This is a genomic window from Allobosea sp. P1_B10 (assembly GCF_056406735.1).
The window spans coordinates 27,045-44,115 of the sequence record NZ_JBFTZP010000011.1 but is presented as its reverse complement, the minus strand read 5'-3'; the positions used below and the strand labels follow the sequence as shown (position 1 = coordinate 44,115).

General features: G+C 67.0%; 15 protein-coding genes. 7 read left to right on the top strand and 8 right to left on the bottom strand.

Going from position 1 to position 17,071, the window contains the following annotated elements:
• Positions 1–146 precede the first annotated feature (146 nt).
• The 5 genes from ahcY to AC1D2L_RS20355 all read right to left on the bottom strand — a co-directional run bounded on the left by ahcY (position 147) and on the right by AC1D2L_RS20355 (position 6,394).
• Positions 147–1,547, bottom strand: a complete 1,401-nt coding sequence (gene ahcY, locus AC1D2L_RS20375) for an adenosylhomocysteinase (protein ID WP_476847725.1) — start codon at positions 1,545–1,547, stop codon at positions 147–149.
• A gap of 261 nt (positions 1,548–1,808) precedes the next feature.
• A complete protein-coding gene (locus AC1D2L_RS20370) occupies positions 1,809–2,597 on the bottom strand; it encodes a class II glutamine amidotransferase (RefSeq protein WP_476847724.1) in 789 nt (262 codons plus the stop codon).
• 87 nt (positions 2,598–2,684) lie between these two features.
• Positions 2,685–3,692 (bottom strand): Lnb N-terminal periplasmic domain-containing protein, encoded by a 1,008-nt coding sequence (locus tag AC1D2L_RS20365; protein ID WP_476847723.1) that lies wholly within the window; start codon positions 3,690–3,692, stop codon positions 2,685–2,687.
• A 94-nt stretch (positions 3,693–3,786) separates the two neighbouring features.
• Positions 3,787–5,397, bottom strand: a complete 1,611-nt coding sequence (locus tag AC1D2L_RS20360) for a phosphoenolpyruvate carboxykinase (RefSeq protein WP_476847722.1) — start codon at positions 5,395–5,397, stop codon at positions 3,787–3,789.
• 217 nt (positions 5,398–5,614) lie between these two features.
• Entirely contained in the window at positions 5,615–6,394 is a 780-nt protein-coding gene (locus AC1D2L_RS20355; RefSeq protein ID WP_476847721.1) for a HugZ family pyridoxamine 5'-phosphate oxidase, read from the bottom strand.
• A gap of 213 nt (positions 6,395–6,607) precedes the next feature.
• Here AC1D2L_RS20355 and AC1D2L_RS20350 point away from each other — a divergent pair, with 213 nt between their 5' ends.
• From AC1D2L_RS20350 to hrpB, 6 genes are all read left to right on the top strand, one after another.
• Positions 6,608–7,309 (top strand): response regulator transcription factor, encoded by a 702-nt coding sequence (locus tag AC1D2L_RS20350; RefSeq protein ID WP_108045638.1) that lies wholly within the window; start codon positions 6,608–6,610, stop codon positions 7,307–7,309.
• Positions 7,310–7,419: 110 nt separating this feature from the next.
• Entirely contained in the window at positions 7,420–9,216 is a 1,797-nt protein-coding gene (locus AC1D2L_RS20345) for a stimulus-sensing domain-containing protein (protein ID WP_476847720.1), read from the top strand.
• Positions 9,217–9,221: 5 nt separating this feature from the next.
• Positions 9,222–9,689, top strand: coding sequence for an HPr kinase/phosphorylase (locus tag AC1D2L_RS20340; protein WP_476847719.1), 468 nt, complete (start codon positions 9,222–9,224; stop codon positions 9,687–9,689).
• 111 nt (positions 9,690–9,800) lie between these two features.
• Positions 9,801–10,202, top strand: coding sequence for a PTS sugar transporter subunit IIA (locus tag AC1D2L_RS20335; RefSeq protein WP_476847718.1), 402 nt, complete (start codon positions 9,801–9,803; stop codon positions 10,200–10,202).
• A gap of 19 nt (positions 10,203–10,221) precedes the next feature.
• Positions 10,222–10,548 (top strand): HPr family phosphocarrier protein, encoded by a 327-nt coding sequence (locus AC1D2L_RS20330; RefSeq protein WP_476847717.1) that lies wholly within the window; start codon positions 10,222–10,224, stop codon positions 10,546–10,548.
• Positions 10,549–10,787: 239 nt separating this feature from the next.
• The gene (gene hrpB / locus AC1D2L_RS20325; RefSeq protein WP_476847716.1) at positions 10,788–13,295 is read left to right on the top strand and encodes an ATP-dependent helicase HrpB; all 2,508 of its coding nucleotides are present in this window, start codon (positions 10,788–10,790) and stop codon (positions 13,293–13,295) included.
• A 116-nt stretch (positions 13,296–13,411) separates the two neighbouring features.
• Here hrpB and AC1D2L_RS20320 read toward each other — a convergent pair whose 3' ends face one another.
• From AC1D2L_RS20320 to aroA, 3 genes are all read right to left on the bottom strand, one after another.
• On the bottom strand, positions 13,412–14,227 hold the full coding sequence (locus AC1D2L_RS20320) for a DUF1194 domain-containing protein (RefSeq protein ID WP_476847715.1): 816 nt from the start codon (positions 14,225–14,227) through the stop codon (positions 13,412–13,414).
• A gap of 94 nt (positions 14,228–14,321) precedes the next feature.
• Positions 14,322–14,978 (bottom strand): (d)CMP kinase, encoded by a 657-nt coding sequence (cmk, locus tag AC1D2L_RS20315; RefSeq protein WP_476847714.1) that lies wholly within the window; start codon positions 14,976–14,978, stop codon positions 14,322–14,324.
• Positions 14,975–16,315: a 3-phosphoshikimate 1-carboxyvinyltransferase gene (aroA, locus tag AC1D2L_RS20310; protein WP_476847713.1), complete on the bottom strand. Its 1,341-nt coding sequence runs from the start codon at positions 16,313–16,315 to the stop codon at positions 14,975–14,977. The genes cmk and aroA overlap by 4 nt, the downstream gene beginning before the upstream one ends.
• Before the next feature lie 262 nt (positions 16,316–16,577).
• Here aroA and AC1D2L_RS20305 point away from each other — a divergent pair, with 262 nt between their 5' ends.
• Positions 16,578–16,979 carry a TIGR02300 family protein gene (locus AC1D2L_RS20305; RefSeq protein WP_476847712.1) on the top strand — a complete coding sequence of 134 codons (402 nt, stop codon included), beginning with the start codon at positions 16,578–16,580 and terminating at the stop codon, positions 16,977–16,979.
• Positions 16,980–17,071: the final 92 nt, after the last annotated feature.

The following is a 17,071-nucleotide window of genomic DNA, read 5'->3' as shown; positions in this document are numbered from 1 at the left end:
CGCGGCGCGCCTGAATCAACACCTAGATGCAGATACCCCTCGCGGGACTATTAGTAGTGGTTTGCGGACTGGTCCTTTCTGCATAGGCCAAAGAAAAAGGCCCGGCGCGAGCGCCGGGCCTTCTGGAAATCCGGTCGTGCCGGATGTCAGTAGCGGTAGAGCTCGGGCTTGAACGGGCCGGTCTGCGAGACGCCGATATACTTCGCCTGCGCATCGTTGAGCACGGTCAGCTTGGCGCCGACCTTGGCCAGGTGCAGCGCCGCGACCTTCTCGTCGAGATGCTTAGGCAGGGTGTAGACCTTGTTCTCGTACTTGGCGGCGTGGTTCCAGAGTTCGATCTGGGCCAGCGTCTGGTTCGAGAACGAGCAGGACATCACGAAGGACGGGTGCCCGGTCGCGTTGCCGAGGTTCACGAGGCGGCCTTCCGACAGCAGGATGATCCGCTTGCCGTCGGGGAACTCGACCTCGTCGACCTGCGGCTTGACGTTGTCCCACTTGAAGTTCTTCAGGCCCGCGACCTGAATCTCCGAGTCGAAGTGGCCGATGTTGCAGACGATGGCGCGGTGCTTCATCGCGCGCATGTGCTCGACGGTGATCACGTCGAGGTTGCCGGTGGCGGTCACGAAGATGTCGGCGCGGGGCGCGGCGTCTTCCATGGTGACAACCTCATAGCCCTCCATCGCCGCCTGCAGTGCGCAGATCGGATCGACTTCGGTGACCATGACGCGGCAGCCGGCCTGGCGCAGCGAGGCCGCCGAGCCCTTGCCGACGTCGCCATAGCCGGCGACGAGCGCGACCTTGCCCGACATCATCACGTCGGTACCGCGGCGGATGGCATCGACCAGCGATTCGCGGCAGCCATAGAGGTTGTCGAACTTCGACTTGGTGACGCTGTCGTTGACGTTGATCGCCGGGAAGGGCAGGCGGCCGGCCTTGGCCAGTTCATAGAGGCGATGCACGCCGGTGGTGGTCTCTTCAGAGACGCCCTTGATGGCGGCGCGGGTCTTGGTGAACCAGCCCGGATTGGCCTTGAGCTCGCGCTTGATCAGCTTGAAGAAGATCGTCTCTTCCTCGTTGCCGGGCTTGTCGAGGAAGGCAGCGTTGCCGGCCTCGGCCTCGGCGCCCAGGATGATCAGGCTGGTCAGGTCGCCGCCATCGTCCAGGATCATGTTGGGGGTGCCGCCGTCGCCCCAGGTCGCGGTGCGCAGCACGTATTCCCAATACTCTTCCAGCGTCTCGCCCTTGATGGCGAAGACCGGCACGCCGGTCGCGGCGATCGCGGCAGCGGCATGGTCCTGGGTCGAGAAGATGTTGCACGACGACCAGCGCACATCGGCGCCGAGCTCGGTCAGCGTCTCGATCAGCACGGCGGTCTGGATGGTCATGTGCAAGCAGCCGGCGACGCGGGCGCCCTTGAGCGGGAACTTGCCGGCATGTTCGGCGCGGATCGCCATCAGGCCCGGCATCTCGTCCTGGGCCATGTTGATTTCCTTGCGGCCGTAATCCGCGAGGCTGATGTCCTTGACGACGTAATCGGTCTTCGACACGGGGGCTGCTCCACTGGCTCGATCGCGCAAGCTGCGCGAGATGAATGACGCGGGGTCTTTAGCAGCGCGGCGCAGCGGGTGCAATCAAAGATATAAAGATGTCTTTATGTCCGATGTCGGGGCTACCGGATGGATTAGCGTTCAGCCGTAGCGGCAGCACGGCGCGACCGAGCCGACGAGGTGACAGACCACCGTCGTGCAGGGCGTAGTCAGCGTGTTGTATCAGCACAACTCAAGCGAAAAGCGGCTCGCGTCGCGGCCTCACGCCGCCTGCTTCAGCCCAACTGCAAACGGCGTCACGGCGACCGCACCCGCGCGCACCGAGACGAGGCTGTTGCAGGGCAGCGCCTGCCAGCAGTCGCGGGCGGCGTCGACGGGCTCGGAGGCGATGACGATGCTGTCGCCGCGGTCGCAGACATAGAGCGACGGCGGCTTGGTGTCGGAGGACCAGCGCACGGCGTGGAGTGTTTCGCCATCGGCGAGCGCGCCGGCAAAGCGCAGCGGCTCGCGGATGCCGGCCGCCTGCATCAGGGACAGCGCATCGCCGAGCGCTCCCGACAGCGCCTCGCCGGGCGTGGCGCCCTCGCCCATGCGGGCCAATGCGAGCAGGAAGATCGCCTCGGAATCGGTCGTGCCGGTGCGCGCGCCATAGAGCGCGTCGGGGATCAGCGCCTCGAGCTTGCGCCGGATCAGGCTGTAGCCGCCGACTTGACCGTTATGCATGAACAAGTGCCGGCCGTGGACGAAGGGATGGCAGTTGGCCCGCGTCGTCGCGGTTCCGGTGGCGGCACGGACATGGGCGAAGAACAGATGCGAGCGGACCTGCCGGGCGATGGAGAGGAGGTTCTCATCCGACCAGGCCGGCCTGATCTCGCGGTACTGGCCGGGTTCCGAGCGCTCGCCATACCAGCCGACGCCAAACCCGTCGCCATTGGTGCCGCTCTTTGCCTCCTCGGCATGGAGCGACTGGTGGATCAGCGAATGCACCGGCGCAGCGACGAAATCTTCCATGAAGATCGGCGCGCCGGCATAGGCGAGGAAACGGCACATGGTTCGTCCCGAATCAGCTGCGGTCAGGGGTGCCGCATGGAGGAGATTATTCTCCAAGCATGAATGGCGGGATAATGGCGCTCAGCGCTACGGCAGCCCGGCCGGGACGCCTTCGCGGATCTTTTTCGAGAAATCGGGATCGTCGAGGGAGATCGTGCGGGCGCGTTCGCTGATCCGTCCCTGCCGGACGAGGTCGTCGAGCGGGATGTCGGTGCGGACCGCACCGATGCGGTGCAGGTAGCCCGGCAGATAGCCCGAGAGCAGCACGCGCGGATCCAGTGGCAGCGAGAATTTCCACCCCGGCGCGACCGAGCCGACGAGGTGATAGACCACCGTCGTGCAGTTGGTGGTCAGCGTGTTGTACCAGCGCGGCTTGAGCGAGAGCCGGTTCACGTCGCGGGCATAGGCCAGCAGCATGTCGCGCGCCTGCGAAGGCGAGGCTGCCAGCCGGAACAGCCGGACATCCTCCTTGCGGGCATGGGTGCGCAAACCGACGATGTCGCGCTCGTCGGCGGCGACATAGGCCATCTCGTAGCTGCGGAAGAAGCCGGCCAGCGCCGACCATTCCTCGCCCTGCTCGCGCCGGACCTCGATCGAGAAGGACAGCGGCGGCTGGTCGGTGAAGGTGAAGGAGACCAGCAGATGCGCGATCGCCTCGCCTGACCAGTAGGACAGGAAGAGATCGGCGCCCGCGATCCTGCTCAGATCATAACTGCGGGTTTCCCAGCGCTGGTCGTAATCGGACTCGCTGCGCCAGCGGAAATCGCGGACATTGGTGACGGTGATCGCCTCGCCCTCGCGGGCGATCTGCGGCAGCCGCGCGAGCTCGGGAATCCAGACGCGGTCATGGGAAGGCGCCATGCCGTTCCACCAGCCGAGCAGGCCGAGAAACAGCACCGCATAGGACAAGGGCAGGCGCAGCGCGCCGCTCCAGATCCCGATGGCGCCGGCGAGCCCGGCAATGACGAAGCCGATCGCCGCAACGGTCGCCATCGTGCCGCTCAGACGGAACAGCAGCAGGCCGGAGCCCCACGCAGTCGAGCCCAGGATCACCAGCGTGACGAGGACGCGGAAGGCGACGATCAGGATTGCCACGCCGTATCGCCCCATCTGTTGTCGGGTTGAGCGCGGGAAACCCTCTCCCATAGGGAAAGGGTTTCCCGCGCATGCATTTGCAAGGTGTTACGCCTTACGCCGCCAGAGAGTTCGTCGGCGCCGCCGCCTTCACGGCATCGTCGACATGGCTCTCGAAGCGCTTGAAGTTCTCGCGGAACATCCCGATCAGGTTTTTGGCTGTCTCGGCGAAGGCGGCCTTATCCTGCCAGGTTTTCACCGGGTACAGGATGTGCGGCTCGACGCCGGGCACCGAAGTGGGAACGGCGAAACCGAAATAGGGATCCCGGCGGAAATCGGCGCGGTTGAGCGAACCGTCGAGGGCCGCCGTCAGCAGGCGGCGGGTGACGCGGATCGGCATGCGCCGGCCGACGCCATAGATGCCGCCGGTCCAGCCGGTGTTCACCAGCCAGCAATCGACATGGTGCTTGGCGATGAAATCGCGCAGCAGGTTGGCGTATTCCGAGGGGTGGCGCGGCAGGAAGGGCGAGCCGAAGCAGGTCGAGAATTCGGGCTCGACGCCGGTCAGGCCGCGCTCGGTGCCGGCGACCTTGGCGGTGTAGCCTGAGAGGAAGTGGTACATCGCTTCGGCCGGGGTGAGCTTGGCGATCGGCGGCATCACGCCAAAAGCGTCGGCGGTCAGCATCACGACGTTCTTGGGCACGCCGGCGCGGCCGGTGCGCGAGGCGTTGGGGATGAAGTCCAGCGGATAGGCCGAGCGGGTGTTCTCGGTCTTGGACTGGTCGTCGAAATCGACCTCGCGGGTAATCGGATCGAGCACGACGTTCTCGAGCACCGTGCCGAAGCGCTGCGAGGCGGCGAAGATCTGCGGCTCGGCCTCGGCCGAGAGCTTGATCGTCTTGGCGTAGCAGCCGCCCTCGAAGTTGAAGATGCCGTCCTTCGACCAGCCATGCTCGTCATCGCCGATCAGCGTACGGTCGGGATCGGCCGAGAGCGTGGTCTTGCCGGTACCCGAGAGGCCGAAGAAGATCGCGGAATCGTCCTTGGAGCCGACATTGGCCGAGCAGTGCATCGGCACCACGCCCTTGGTCGGCAAGACGAAGTTCAGATAGGTGAACACCGACTTCTTCATTTCGCCGGCGTAAGCCGAGCCGCCGATCAGCACGATCTTGCGGGTGAAGTCGATGGCGACCACGGTCTCGCTGCGGCAGCCATGGCGCTTGGGGTCGGCCTTGAAGCTTGGGAGATCAACGATGGTCAACTCGGGCAGATAGGAGGCGATCTCCTCGCGCGCCGGGCGGATCAGCAGGTTGCGGATGAAGAGCGAGTGCCAGGCCATCTCGGTGAAGACGCGCGCCTTGACCCGGTGCACCGGGTCGGCGCCGCCATAGAGATCCTGCGCAAACAGCTCCTTGCCCTGCGCATGGCTGATGAAGTCGGCCAGCAGCGCCTCGAAATATTCCGGAGAGATCGCGTTGTTGTTTTCCCACCAGACCGTGTTCTCGGTCAGGGCGTCGCGGACGGTGAACTTGTCCTTGGGCGAGCGACCGGTGTGGCTGCCGGTATCGGCGCAGAGCGCGCCGCCGCGGGCAAGCTCGGATTCGCCGCGCTTCAGCGAGATCTCATAGAGCTGTGGCGCCTCGAGGTTCCACGACACCGATTTGAGCTTGCTGAAGCCAAAAGCCTCGGCGCCATGCGCGGTGTTGTAGTGACCGATTGTATCCACTGGTAACCTCCCGGGGCGCGGGCCGCTTCAGCGCGGTCGCTATTGGTCTGCAGTAACGCACGGGAACAACCCGTGCGGACGAGGTGGAGGGCTCTTTAGGCCCATGATGACGCCGGCTCAAGCTGCGGGAAAGTCTGGCAAAGCAAGAATTTTCCCTAAATCGTTTGAAATCGCCGGAATGGTGAACGCTACCCCCGCCGCGCTCACGACCTACCGTTCACGACTTGGCCGCGGCTTCTCGGGCGAGCCTAACAAGGATAGTCTCCACCGCCTTTGCCGTGGTGACGCGCTCTGGAAACACCAGTCTGGCAGCGACATCACCGCAGACCATGTCGAGCCCTTCGGGATCGATGCCGGTGGCGCGCCAGCGCCCGTCGGGCAGGCCGAGCAGCCTCGTCGCATAGCGCGCCAGCGCATCTGCGTGGTCGTCGTTCATGTGCTCGACGGCAAGGGCCTCGCCCTCGATCAGGCTCTCGCAGCCGGCAAGGTCGAGCAGCACGTCGGCGGGCTCGATCTCGCCGGCACGGGCGAAGCCGCCATTGGGATGGACGCCGGCGACCGCGAGCCGAAACAGCGAGAAATCGGGGAAGTCGACATAGAGCCTGGCTTTTGGGTGGCGCGCCAGGAAGCGCTGGCGCGCGCGCGGATCGTCGCAGCGCTGCGCCCGGCCAGTCACGCTCAGCCGCTCGGAATTGGCCATCGGGTCGCCCTTGCCGAGCGTCGCGAACAGGATCGAGGCGCGCGGATCTGCATCTAGGTTGCGGGTGTGGAGCGCCAGCCGCGAGGCCAGGAACAGCGGCGTCCCGTCGAAATCCGTGGCGACGTTGATGAGGGTGGTCAGCGGAAAGCCGCTGACGGGATCGAGCGTCGCCAGCGCGCCGGTGCCGGCCCGGCGCAGGGCGCGCCGCGCCATCGCGACCGCGTCGAAACCCGCAGCCGGTGCGCCGTCAAGTTCGGTTCCGCGCGGCGTGATGGCAGGCTGCATCGGCTGTGTCATCTCATCTCTCGCTTCGCCGGTTTCGCGCCCGCGCAGCGCCCGTTCGTGGCAGAGATCCAGCGGCTGCGACGATGGCGCGGCTGAACCTGTTGGAGTATCCATGCGTTAAGCCATAGCGAAACCGCCACGGCGCCGCTAGATTAGGGCCATTCTTTAGCCGCTCTCTCACGGGAGTGGAGCGATATTGCAACGAGGCCGAGAGACCCGACGCTTATGCCAACCATTGCGCTGGTCGATGACGACCGCAACATCCTGACCTCGGTATCCATCGCGCTCGAAGCCGAAGGCTATCGCATCATGACCTATACGGATGGCGCCTCGGCGCTGGACGGGCTGAAGCAGAACCCCCCAGATCTCGCGATCTTCGACATCAAGATGCCGCGCATGGACGGCATGGAACTGCTGCGCCGCCTGCGCCAGAAGTCGGATCTGCCGGTGATCTTCCTGACGTCGAAGGACGAGGAGATCGACGAGCTGTTCGGCCTCAAGATGGGCGCCGACGATTTCATCCGCAAACCCTTCTCGCAGCGGCTGCTGGTCGAGCGCGTCAAGGCGATCCTGCGCCGCGCCGGCGCGAAGGACCCCGCCGCTGCACCGCGCAGCGAGGATGCCAAGGCCCTCGAGCGCGGCCTGCTCCGGATGGACCCCGAGCGCCACACCTGCACCTGGAAGGGCGAGCCGGTCACGCTGACCGTGACCGAGTTCCTGATCCTGCAGTCGCTGGCACAACGACCGGGCGTGGTGAAGAGCCGCAACGCGCTGATGGACGCCGCCTATGACGACGAAGTCTATGTCGACGACCGCACCATCGACAGCCACATCAAGCGCCTGCGCAAGAAGTTCAACCAGGTCGATGTCGATTTCGACATGATCGAGACCTTGTATGGCGTCGGTTATCGCTTCAAGGAAGGCTGAGGCCTGTCGTGATTGCGAGCGTAGCGAAGCAATCCAGCGTCTCGCTTGACGTCCCCTGGATCGCTTCGTCGCTGCGTTTCTCGCAATGACCCGAGAGAACGCAGTTTGTAATGGCAACGATCGACGACGAACGCAGGACCGCTGAAGGGCAGCGCGTCGGGCCGGGGCTGCGCAAGCGCCTCGTCGTGCTCGGGCGCCGCGCCGTGCGGGCGGTCTCGTCTCGCGCCGCGTCCAGCCTGACGCGCCGCATCGTCGTGCTGAACCTCGCCGGGCTGTTCGCGCTGCTGCTCGGCTTCCTCTATCTCAACCAGTTCCGCGAGGGGCTGATCGAGGCGCGGGTGCAGAGCCTGCTGACCCAGGGCGAGATCATCGCGGGCGCGATCTCGGCCTCCGCGACGGTCGAGACCGACAGCATCACAATCGACCCCGACAAGATCCTGCAGCTACAGGCCGGCGAAAGCGCGGGGATCGCCGAGGATCCGCTCGATTTCTCGATCAATCCGGAAAAGGTGGCGCCGCTGCTGCGTCGCCTCGTGACCCCGACCAAGACGCGCGCCCGGATCTACGACAAGGACGGCCTGCTGACGCTGGACTCGCGCAATCTCTATTCGCGCGGCGACATCCTGCGGCTCGACCTGCCTCCGCTTGGACAGGCCGACGAGCCACCGCTGCTGGAGCGCACCTGGAATCTGCTGCGGAACCGGCTCGGCAGCCCCGACGTGCCCGCCTATGACGATTTCGAAAACGCCAACGGCAAGGCCTATCCCGAGGTTGCGCGGGCACTCAGCGGCGTTCCGGCCAGCATCGTGCGCGTCAACACGCGCGGGCAGACGATCGTCTCAGTCGCCGTGCCGGTGCAGCGCTTCCGCGCGGTCAAGGGCGCGCTGCTGCTCTCGACGCAAGGCGGCGATATCGACGCGGTCATAGCTTCCGAGCGCTACGCCATCTTCCGGGTCTTTGCTGTCGCTGCGGGCGTGATGATCGTGCTCTCGGTGCTGCTGGCCGGCACCATCGCCGAGCCGATCCGCAAGCTTGCCGATGCCGCCCAGCGCGTGCGCAAGGGCGTGAAATCGCGCGAACAGATTCCCGATTTCGGCAATCGCCACGACGAGATCGGCCATCTCTCGGGCTCGCTGCGCGACATGACCAAGGCGCTCTACAGCCGCATCGAGGCGATCGAGAGCTTCGCGGCCGACGTTGCCCATGAGCTCAAGAACCCGCTGACCTCGCTGCGCAGCGCCGTGGAGACACTCCCGCGTGCGAAATCCGAGGAATCGCGCGGGCGCCTGCTCGCCGTCATCCAGCACGATGTGCGCCGGCTCGACCGCTTGATCTCGGATATCTCCGACGCCTCGCGGCTGGATGCGGAGCTTGCGCGCCACGATGCGGCGCCGGTCGATCTCGCCCAGGTGCTGAGCGCGGTCGTCGAGGTCCAGAACGAAACCCGCCGCGAGGACCGGCCTCATATCGACCTGACGATCGAGCGGCGCGGACAGCGCCCGGGCGGCCGTGACGACTTTCTGGTGATGGGCCATGATTCCAGGCTCGGCCAGGTCATCGTCAACCTGATCGACAATGCCCGCTCCTTCTCGACGCCCGACAAGCCGGTGCGGGTCGCGCTGACGCGCGAAGGCGGCGACATCCTGGTGTCAGTCGAGGATGAGGGGCCCGGCATCGAGCCCCATGCACTGGAGCGCGTCTTCGAGCGCTTCTACACCGACCGCCCCAATGAGGGCTTTGGCCAGAATTCCGGCCTCGGCCTGTCGATCTCGCGCCAGATCGTCGAGGCCCATCGTGGCACGATCCAGGCTGAAAACCGTCTCGGGGCCGCAGAGCCCGATGGCGAGCAACCCCGGCTCGGCGCGCGCTTCATCGTGCGGCTTCCGGCTCTGCCGCAGGCAGCCTGACCAGCATGACGACGAAAACCGAAGGCGGCGAGGCCGTCCGCATCCATGCCAGCACCGTGGCGATCGGCGAGGCCGGGGTCCTGATCCGCGGCGAATCCGGCTCCGGCAAGTCGGCTCTGGCGCTGGCTCTGATCGCGGCAACGCAACAAGCCGGGCGCTTCGCGCGGCTGGTCGCCGATGACCGGACTGAGATCAGCCCCCGTGGCGGCCGCCTGCTGGCGCGCCCCGTCGCACCGCTGGAGGGACTGATCGAGCGTCGCGGCCTGGGCCTGACCCCGGAGCCGCACTTGGCCGGGACGATCGTCCGGCTCATCGTCGATATCCGCGCCACGGAGCCTGCCCGGATGCCCGAACCCGAGGATCTCGTCGAGCAGGTGGCGGGGATCGACCTGCCGAGACTGACCATCATGGGCCGCCCGGGCGAGGAGCGGCTGGTGCTGACAGCGCTCCGGCTCTTCATGGACGCGTCATAAGACCGCAATTTTGACAAGTTTGAGACAAGCCGTCTTGCGCATATCCCGCGCCTGCCGCATAAACCGCGACCTTGTCCGGGCGCATTGCGCGCTCTCCAGGCGCCATAGTGAATGATCGGACTCGTCCTCGTGACGCATGGGCATTTGGCGACGGAATTCCGCGCCGCGCTCGAACACGTCGTTGGCCCGCAGAAGAGCCTCGCCACCATCGCCATCGCTCCCGATGACGACATGGAGAGCCGTCGCCGCGACATCATCGCGGCCGTCGACTCGGTCGAGACCGGCGATGGCGTGATCGTGCTGACCGACATGTTCGGCGGCACGCCCTCCAATCTCGCCATCTCCGTGATGGAGCCCGGCCGCGTCGACGTCGTCGCGGGCATCAACCTGCCCATGCTGATCAAGCTCTGCAGCGTTCGCGAGGAAAAGAGCCTCGACGAGGCCGTCACCAGCGCGCAGGATGCCGGCCGCAAATACATCACTGTCGCCAGCCGCGTTCTGGCCGGCAAGTAAACGGCTGAACGAGGGCGTGTTGGGCGAGGCTTACGACGAGAACTGCGACTGCCCGGAACCTGTGATCCCCGCGGGCGCGCTTCACTGCGAGCTGCCGATCATCAACAAGAAGGGCCTGCACGCCCGCGCGACCGCGAAATTCGTGCAATGCGCCGCGGGCTTCGACGCCGATGTCACCGTGACCCGTTGCGGCGAGACGGTCGGCGCGACCTCGATCATGGGCATCCTGACACTGGGAGCTGGAATCGGCTCGACGATCACGGTCGTCGCCAAGGGACGCGAGGCCCGCGAGGCCCTTCAGGCCCTGACAGCCCTCGTGGCGGACAGGTTCGGCGAGGGGGAGTAGCTGCGTTCGTCGCCGAGGCCAGGGATAGCGAGGCGCTTCATCCAGACCACCGCTGTTCCCACGCCAAGACCATGACGCTGTCCCTGAGAACGACGTCCATGATGCTCCCGAAGACACCGCGACCGCAGGTGCATCCTTCAAGACGCTGTGCACCGCGCTCCTCAGGATGAGCGCTGCGAGATAGACCGCCAGACCTCCGCGCTTGCGAATAACCGTCCCATGCGCCACATCGCGGCGTCATGCGGACCTTCGACACATCCCTGCCGATCGATGCGGTGCTTGCAGATCTCGCAGGCGCACTGCGCGCGAACCCGAACGCCGTGCTCGTCGCGCCGCCCGGCGCCGGCAAGACCACGCGGGTGCCGCTGGCCCTGCTCGACGAACCCTGGACGCAAGGCGGCAAGCTGATCGTGCTCGAACCGCGCCGGCTCGCGGCGCGCGGCGCGGCAAACCGCATGGCCCAGACATTGGGCGAGCGCGTCGGCGAGACCGTTGGCCTGCGCGTCCGGCTCGGCTCGAAAATCGGCCCAAAGACCCGCATCGAGGTCGTCACGGAGGGCGTCTTTGCCCGGATGATCCTGGACGATCCGGCGCTCGATGGTGTCGCGGCCGTGCTCTTCGACGAATTCCACGAGCGCTCCCTCGATGCCGATTTCGGTCTGGCTCTCGCACTCGACGCGCAATCGGGCCTGCGCGAGAACCTGCGGATCCTGGTGATGTCGGCGACGCTCGATGGCGCCCGCGTGGCAAGATTGCTCGGCGACGCAGCAGTCATAGAGAGCCAAGGCCGCGCTTTTCCGGTCGAGACCCGCTATCGCGGCCGCGATCCGCTGAAGCGCATCGAGGATCAGGTGACGGACGCCGTCATCCAGGCGCTGAACGAGCAGGGCGGTTCGCTGCTTGTCTTCCTGCCGGGACAGGGCGAGATCCGCCGAGTCGAGGAGCGCCTGCGCGAGCGCATTCGCGATGCCTCCGTCGAGATCGCGCCGCTCTATGGCGCGCTCGACCAGTCCGAGCAGGACCGCGCCGTGCTGCCGGCGCCGGCGGGACGGCGCAAGATCGTGCTGGCCACCGCCATCGCCGAGACCTCGCTGACCATCGAGGGTGTGCGCGTGGTGATCGATTCAGGCCTCGCCCGCGTGCCGGTCTACGAGCCCGATATCGGCGTGACCCGGCTCGAGACCCGCCGGGTCAGCCGCGCGGCGGCCGATCAGCGCCGAGGCCGCGCCGGGCGTACAGAGCCCGGCATCTGCTATCGCCTCTGGGAGGAAGCCGGCACCGGCGCGCTGGAGGCTTTTGCGCGGCCCGAAATCCTATCCGCCGATCTGAGCCCCCTACTGCTCGACTGTGCCGCCTGGGGCGTCAGCGACCCCTCCACGCTAGCCTTCCTCGATCCGCCACCGCAGCCGGCGCTGAAGGAAGCACGCAGCCTGCTGGCGAGCCTTGGTGCGCTCGATGCCGATGGCCGCATCACGGTGGATGGCAAGGCGCTGCAGGCCCTGCCGCTGCCGCCGCGGCTGGCGCGCATGGTGGTCACTGCCGCGCGTCTCGGCGAGGCCCAGGCGGCCGCCGATCTCGCCGCCATCCTGGTCGAGCGCGGGCTCGGCGGCGATACGCTCGATCTCGCCGAGCGCCTCGACCGCTTCGGCCGCGAGCGTGGCGGCCGGGCCGCCGACATGCGGCGGCTCAGCGAGGGTTGGGCGCGCTCGACCGGCAAGCCAACGGCGTCGTCCCAGGGAACGCGCCTGTCGGCCGGTTTCCTGCTGGCGCTGGCCTATCCCGATCGCGTCGCCAGGGCGCGCAATCCCGGCTCGGGCCAGTACCTGCTTGCCAATGGCCGTGGGGCGGGCCTGGAGCCCTCCCAGAGGCTGGCGCGCGAGCCCTGGCTGGTTGTGGCGGAGATGACCGGCGCTGCCCAGCAGGCGCGCATCATGGCCGCCACGGGGATCACAGAGGAGGAGGTGCTGCGCCTGGTTGCAGACGGGCTCGCCCCGCTCGGGCTCGACGAGCGCACCGAGACCAGCTTTGACCGGCCCGCCCGGGCTCTGCGCGCCCGCGCAGTCAGGCGTTATGGCGCGCTGACCCTGTCGGAGCGGCCGCTGCCTGCTGCTGCGACGGCCGAAAACGCCGAGACGCTGGCGCGGGGCGTCGCGGCGCTTGGAATCGGTTTGCTGCCCTGGACCAGGGGACAGATGCAATTGCGCGAGCGCTGCGGTTTCCTCCGGCAGGCGGTGGCGGCAACGGGCGGCGACAATCCCTGGCCCGATCTCTCCGACGAGGGGCTCGCTGCTGCGCCCGAAGACTGGCTCGCGCCGCATCTGGTCGGCCGGGCCTCGCTCGCCGCCATCGCGCCCGGCGATCTCGACGCGGCGCTGTCTGAACTCCTGCCCTGGGACCTCAAGCGCCGGCTCGACAGCGAGGCGCCGACGCATTTCTCCGCACCGACCGGCTCGAATCTGGCCGTCGACTATGCCGCCGAGGCCGGTCCGACGATTTCGGTGCGCGTGCAGGAGCTTTACGGGCTCGCGACCCATCCGTCGCTGGCTGGCGGGCGCGTCCCGCTGGTGTTGGAATTGCTCTCGCCCGGCCACAAGCCGATCCAGATCACGCGCGACCTGCCGGGTTTCTGGCGCGGCTCATGGAGCGCGGTGAAGTCGGAGATGAAGGGCCGCTATCCCCGGCATCTCTGGCCAGACGACCCCGCCGCCGCCCTGCCTACGACACGGGCCAAACCGCGCGGCACGTGAGCCGCGGCGCCTCCCGTCATTGCGAGCGCAGCGAAGCAATCCAGTTTGGTAAAGCGCTACGTCCTCCTGGATTGCTTCGTCGCTGCGCTCCTCGCAATGACGGCGTTTGCGTGCTCTCAATTCCCCATCCGGTCGCGCCATTGCCTCTCTCCGGCGAGGCATGTCGCGTTGGGGTCGCGGTTCTGCGCCTTCTGGACCAGCGCCCCCGGCTCTGCCGGAAGATCTGCGATCTCGCGCACCAGCTTGGTCTTGGTCGCCTCGACGAACTGGTGGCGCTCGCGGACCGGGATCACGAAGGCGCCGATGCCGGTGATGACACAGTCGGTGTAGTAGACGTCGAGATTGTCGATATCGAAATAGCTCGCCTGCTTCAGCATGACGGGCAGCCCATTGATGCTGATGCCCTTGTCGCGCGCCTCGTCGCGGGCGGTCGTCACCGAGCGACCGTCATTGTTGGCGCCGTCGCCGGAGATGTCGATGACCCGGCGCATCGCCGTGATGCCGGGCTGCTCTAGCAGGCTGACGCCGAGGTCGATCGCCGCCGAGATCGAGGTGCGCCGCCCGCGTCGCGTCTGCGCCTCACCGAGTTCCTCTGCGAAGGCGATTGCCGATTGCGGGCTCTCGATGATCGTCCAGGGCTTGACGATGTGCTGGAAATTGCCGCCGGCCCATTCGAAATAGGTCACGGCGATCTTGCCGAGAGCCCCTTTCGCGATCGCGTCGTGCAACTGCTTCGAGCGGAACGCCTCGATGTAGCCGTTGCGCTGCAAAGCGAGTTCGTCGAGGTCCATCGAGAAGGAGACGTCGACCGCCAGCACGAGCGCGACATCGACCTCGTCTGGAGGTGTGGAGGATTGCTGCGCGCTTGGAGACCTCACGGTCCAGACCGCCGCCGCCGTCAGACACAGGATACCGCAAAGCCAGCGCCGCATCGCCACCTCCGTCACATCTCGCAACGGTAGTGTGCGCTTGCTTTGCCCGGCCGCCAAGGGCGAATGCCGGGCAGGGGGAGCCTGTTAAAGCAGCTTAGACGCTGCCGCGCCGGGCCTCGACGATGCCGATCGCAGCCGCCAGCACCTCGTCGATGGTCAAGGCGGAGGTATCGAGCAGTACGGCATCCTCCGCCATCTTGAGCGGCGCGTCGCTGCGGCCGGAATCGCGGGCGTCGCGGCGGCGGATATCGGCCAGAATGCCTTCGAAATCGGCAGCCTCGCCGCGCCCGGCCAGTTCCTTGTGGCGTCGCGCGGCGCGCACCTCCGGCGTGGCGGTGACGAAGAGTTTTGTCCCGGCCGCCGGGCAGATCACGGTGCCGATGTCGCGCCCGTCCAGAACCGCGCCGCCGCCCCGGGCTGCAAAGCGCCGCTGGCGTTCGATCAGGCCGCTGCGCACGGCCGGCATCGCGGCGACCACGGAGGCCGCCTCGCCGATCTCGCGCCCGCGCAAGCGGTCCTCGCTGAAGCCGGCCTCGTCGAAGCCAGCGACAATCGCCTCGGCCGCCGCGGCATCGTGGATGTCGTGGCCGCCATCGAGCACGGCGCGCGCCACCATGCGGTAGAGCAGGCCGGTGTCGAGATAGGGCATGGCGTAGTGAGCCGCCAGCCGCCGGGCCAGCGTGCCCTTGCCGGACGCTGCGGGGCCGTCGACCGCGATCACGAGCCTGCTGCTTGTGGAGCCGCCGCTCATGCGATGTCGCCGCCCAGTCCGTTCATCAGGCCGACGAAGCTCGGGAAGCTGGTGGCGATCATGGCGCCATCATCGACGGTCATCGGCTTTTGCGTCGCCATGCCCATCACGAGGAAGCTCATCGCGATGCGGTGGTCGAGATGCGTGGCAACGGTGCCGCCGCCCGCGACGAGCCCGCCGGTTCCTTCGACGACCAGGTCGTCGCCCTCGATGGCGCAGGTCACGCCGGCCGCCTTGAGGCCGGCCTCGACCGCCGCAAGGCGATCCGATTCCTTGACGCGCAGCTCCTGCAGGCCGCGCATCCGCGTCGTGCCGGTGGCGAAGGAGGCCGCGACCGCCAGCACCGGATATTCGTCGATCATCGCGGGCGCCCGTTCGGGCGGCACGGTGACGCCCTTGAGAGAACCAGCCCGGATGCGCAGCGTCGCGACCGCCTCGCCGCCTTCATTGGCCTCGCTCTCGACGGTGATGTCGGCGCCCATCTCGCGCAGGGTGGTGAGCAGGCCGCTGCGCAGCGGGTTCGTCATCACGCTTTCGAGCAGGATGTCGGAACCTGGCACGATCAGCGCCGCCACCAGCGGGAAGGCGGCCGAGGAGGGGTCGGCCGGCACCACGATCGGCGCGGCGCGCAGCTCGGGCTGGCCCTTGAGCATGATGCGACGGCCATGCTCGCCCTCGGGCGTCACGCGGACGTCGGCGCCGAAATGCGTCAGCATCTTCTCGGTGTGGTCGCGTGTGGCTTCTGTCTCGATCACCGTGGTCTCGCCGGGCGCGGCGAGCCCCGCCAGCAGCACGGCCGACTTGATCTGCGCCGAGGCGACCGGAGTGCGATAGGTGATCGGCACCGCCTCCTTGGGCCCGCGCAGCGTCAGCGGCACGCGGCCGCCTTCGCCCTGGGAGACGATGGTGGCGCCCATCAGCTCGAGCGGGTCGAGGATGCGGCGCATCGGCCGCTTGCGCAGGGACGCGTCGCCGTCGAAGGTCGTGGTGATCGGGTGCACGCCGCACACGCCCATCATCAGGCGCGAGCCGGTGCCGGCATTGCCGAAATCGAGGATCTCGGCGGGCTGCCGGAGGCCGCCGATGCCGACACCCTGGATGCGCCAGGCGCCGGGACCGTCATGATGCACGATGGCGCCGAGCGCGCGCGCGGCGGCCGCAGTGCGCATCACGTCCTCGCCCTCGAGCAGGCCAGAAACCTTCGTCTCGCCGATCGCGAGCAGTCCAAAAATCATCGCGCGATGCGAGATCGACTTGTCGCCGGGCACGCGGACGCGGCCTTTCAGGGGCCCCTTGGCGCGGGCGGTGACCGGGGTAGGCTCATCGGCATGCGACACGGCGGTCTCGTTTGCTGCTCGGTGCGAAAAGGTCTTGAACGCATAAGGCGCGGCAGGCCCGGATTCAACGGCTGCGTCGCGCTGGACAGGCATCCGCCGGGCGGCCATGGCAGCGGTTGCGCGGCGGATATCGGGGCTCTAGCATGGGCTTTCGACGTGCGTCACCCGCGCGCCTGAGCAAATCAGCATTTGACAGCGCCGGCTGCCCCGACTAACGGACGCGCCTGCTTTTCAAAACATGAATGATTGAAGGTCCGACGCAGTGGCGAAACCGGAACTTGGAACTAAACGCGTTTGCCCGGTCACGGGACGCAAATTCTACGACCTGAACAAGGATCCGATTGTCTCGCCCTACACGGGACAATCCTATCCGCGTTCGATCTTCGAGCCGCAGGCCAAGGCCGCAGCGGCCGCGGCTCCGGCCAAGTCGGATGAGGACGAGGATGAGGTCGAGGCCGCCGACGGCGCCGTCGAGCTTGTCTCGCTGGATGAGGCGGATGCCGAGTCGAGCGAGAAGGAAGCCGTCGTCACCAGCGAGGACGACATCGAGGTCGAAGACGACGTCGCGCCCGATGACGACACCTTCCTGGAAGAGGACGAGGAAGGCGACGACGACGTCGCCGACCTTATCGACGGCGATATCGAGGGCGATGAAGACGTCTGACGACGCGTGAATCGGCCTGCTTCGAAATCTTTTCGAACGAATGTCGATTTCATGAAATTCACCGCTTGAGTCTTCCGGCTCAGCCGCCTATA